Source organism: Chitinophaga sp., from assembly GCF_036566945.1.
In the GTDB taxonomy this organism is placed as follows: Bacteria; Bacteroidota; Bacteroidia; order Chitinophagales; family Chitinophagaceae; genus Chitinophaga.
In genome coordinates, this window is record NZ_DATCVJ010000816.1 from 1 (window position 1) to 2962 (window position 2962).

Consider the following 2962-nt stretch of genomic DNA (forward strand, 5'->3'; position numbering starts at 1 on the left):
TTGCTGCGGGATGTTGATTTTTTTGCGGTAAGAGCCTACAGGGTTATTATCTTCCGGAATATCAAAAGGGGCATTCAGGTCTTCACCGGTTTTAGTACGGCCGGCAAATTCATAAGGCTGATTAACATAAATAGGCAGTCCATATCCATTCACTTCCCAGTTAGCCGGTACTTTAAAATTATCCCAGGCGGCGTCATTAAAATCTACTTTATAGAAATCTACCGGTCGTTTACGCGGATCCTGTACCCAATTGAATTTCCATTGACCATTGAGAGACAGGAAAAAAGCGGATTGTTCTTTTTCCCGTTGTTGCGCCAGGGTAGCGTTTTCAAAGGCAAATGCCGTTGCCCGCATCGGCATTCGGTTAACCGATACCACTTCGGGCGTTTGTAGTTCTGTGGGTAACTGTTGGGCCCACCCCTGTATGCATACAGCGGTGAACGCTACCAGTAGTAGTCTTTTTTTCATTGTTCAGTTAAAAGTTCAGTAACGTCTAAAGAAAGGATTATTTTTTTAAAGAGACGGATAAATTTGATGAGTGCGGAATATTGGGTATGAGTGAAAGGGACACGCCGGAAAGCATGGCTTTCCGGCGCCCGGGGTTAACAAATTATGAAAGGCCGGTTATAATGATACCATACTTCTTTTCTCTTTTGAAATACTTCTACCCCTGAAAAACAGGTACAGATTGAAGAACAGCATGATGCCCAGGTAGATGAAAAATCCACCTATTTTAACGCTCAATATTTCCATCAGGGAGCCCGCGGTTTCAACAGTCCGGGCTATTTCCATGATCAGAAAAGCAAAACCGAGATTGAGTAAATAAAAGCCTGTTTCAAAGAGTGTATTGGTCGCTGTAGCCAATTCTGTTTTGCCGTGAAAAATATCCAGCATAAATACTTTACTGTTTTTGAACAGGGTGCGCGCCACTAACCAGGTAACACTAATAACAACAGGCAGATAGATCATGTAGGCCATGAAATTAAGGGAGGGTTGCATATACTATGATTTAAGATAAATATTTCGCTTGCTGATAAAATAAATAGTAAGTATGTTAAAGCAATGCAGGAGGCCGAGAGACAACAGGATCAGGCCTGTCATAGTAATGATCACCGATATCATTTCTGTCCAGCTATGAATGGTCTGCCAGGTGCTGATCATGACCGTGGCATAGCCGATATTGACCAGGTAGTATCCTACCAGCAAAATGTTATTAATCGCATCTGCCAGTGTAGTATTTCCTTGCAACAGGCCCGGTATAAATACCCTACCGCTGCGGTAAAACAGCCATCCCACTTTGACAGTGATCAGGTAGGTGAGAACGAAATAAATCAGGTAAGCAATGGTATTCATAACTGTTTATTTGCTTGCTGTCACAAAGCTATTTAAATTTATTGTATTTTCAAAACATTCTGAAAGTTCACAATAAAAAGAATATACTTGCTTATCTCATGCGCCCTTAATATATTACCATACACATGATTGAACAATGAACGTAAAAGCCTTGTTGCTGCTGCCTGTTAGTTTGCGGGCAAGCCCACAAGATAAAATGGTCCCGAACCGCCTTACAGCAGAAATGGATTTTCTTACTTTGAGATAACGCCTGAGGACTCCGGAAGCCGCTTCAGGGTAATATCGTTTATAACAATGCTAATAAGCTTTACATTCCATCCGGAAAAAAACTGGAATTTAGGGTCGCCTGTTATGGGAAAACGCGCGATAATGCCGGGGAACCAAAAATAAATGGATTTTCTTACTTTGAGATAAAACCAACGACGTTATGATCAGGAAGAAAGACGGCTTTCAGGGCCAGCGTATGATAGTGATCCCCCGCAATATCCTGAGTCAGAACTGTGCGAAAGAACCGGTGCTGGCCCCTTTGTACATTACCGACATCGGCTATTATCCCAAGGCCCTGTTCCATCACCGGAAACGGGCGCAGGGCGCGGATCAGCATATCCTGATTTATTGCATAGAAGGCAAGGGAAGTATCACCATCAAAAAAGAAACTTTTGTTATACAGGCCGGCGATTGCTTCCTGTTGCCACGCAAATGGGCGCATGAATACAGCGCAGATGCCGACGATCCATGGACTATTTACTGGGTCCATTTTCTGGGTAGCAGTGCTACTGCCATCGCAGATACCGCGATCAGGGAATGGAATGGCTATAAAATATTTCTGCCTCATACCACAGAAAGAATAGATCAGTTTGAAAGTATCTATCAGCAACTGCAGCGGGGTTACCGCCAGGAAAACCTGGTTTATTCCAATATGAATTTCTGGTCTTTTTTGTCGTCCTGCATTTATCCCGGCATATCCAAACCCGGAAAAGCAAGCCAGCAACATGATGCGGTAGATCAGGTGATCGATTACATGAATAAACACCTCGATAAGATGTTGACACTGCAGCAAATGGCGAAGGCCGCAAACCTTTCGCAGTCGCACTTTTCATTTATTTTTAAAACCAATACCGGCTTCCCGCCTATAGAATATTTCAACCACCTGAAAGTACAGAAGGCTTGCCAGTACCTGCTTTTCACACCATTACGCATTAAAGAAGTGGCCATGCAATTGGGAATGGAAGATCCTTACTACTTCTCCCGGATGTTTACCAAGGTGATGGGCGTTTCGCCCAACCAGTACCGGGAAAAGAAAGTCTGATCGTAATATAATCCATCATAATCAGCAGATCATCTAGCAGCATTTTGTAGACTGCAGCCTATTTTTACAGTGTGTCAATCAATTGCTAATGCATTATTTCTCCACGTTGAGGGTAACAGTGGCCCTCACACTTTCTGCCGGCGCAGGCATTATGTTTGCCGCCTGTCATTCGAACAAAAAAGTAGACTTCAGCACCGAAGTAAAACCGGTGCTGAACAAGCATTGTATAAGCTGCCATGGTGGGGTAAAACAAAACGGTGGATTTAGCGTGCTTTTCCGGGAAGAAGCCCTGGGTGTCAC

At 43.5% G+C, this 2962-nt stretch carries 5 protein-coding genes; 2 read left to right on the plus strand and 3 right to left on the minus strand.

Annotated features, from left to right (window positions below; all coding sequences use genetic code 11):
* The 3 genes from VIP81_RS24690 to VIP81_RS24700 form a co-directional block, all read right to left on the minus strand.
* Positions 1-468: sugar-binding domain-containing protein (locus VIP81_RS24690; protein WP_331967614.1), on the minus strand; the 468-nt coding region annotated here is incomplete at its 3' end.
* Between the two features lie 156 nt (positions 469-624).
* Entirely contained in the window at positions 625-999 is a 375-nt protein-coding gene (locus VIP81_RS24695) for a hypothetical protein (RefSeq protein WP_331967616.1), read from the minus strand.
* 3 nt (positions 1000-1002) lie between these two features.
* A complete protein-coding gene (locus tag VIP81_RS24700) occupies positions 1003-1353 on the minus strand; it encodes a hypothetical protein (RefSeq protein ID WP_331967618.1) in 351 nt (116 codons plus the stop codon).
* Between the two features lie 427 nt (positions 1354-1780).
* Here VIP81_RS24700 and VIP81_RS24705 point away from each other — a divergent pair, with 427 nt between their 5' ends.
* Together VIP81_RS24705 and VIP81_RS24710 are read left to right on the plus strand one after the other, a co-directional pair.
* Positions 1781-2662: an AraC family transcriptional regulator gene (locus tag VIP81_RS24705; RefSeq protein WP_331967622.1), complete on the plus strand. Its 882-nt coding sequence runs from the start codon at positions 1781-1783 to the stop codon at positions 2660-2662.
* Between the two features lie 88 nt (positions 2663-2750).
* Positions 2751-2962: hypothetical protein (locus VIP81_RS24710; protein WP_331967624.1), on the plus strand; the 212-nt coding region annotated here is incomplete at its 3' end.

Excerpts from the sequence above, each read along its gene's own strand:
- VIP81_RS24695 (WP_331967616.1), bottom strand. The coding sequence starts at position 999 with ATGCAACCCTCCCTTAATTTCATGGCCTACATGATCTATCTGCCTGTT.
- VIP81_RS24700 (WP_331967618.1), bottom strand. The coding sequence starts at position 1,353 with ATGAATACCATTGCTTACCTGATTTATTTCGTTCTCACCTACCTGATC.
- VIP81_RS24705 (WP_331967622.1), top strand. The coding sequence starts at position 1,781 with ATGATCAGGAAGAAAGACGGCTTTCAGGGCCAGCGTATGATAGTGATC.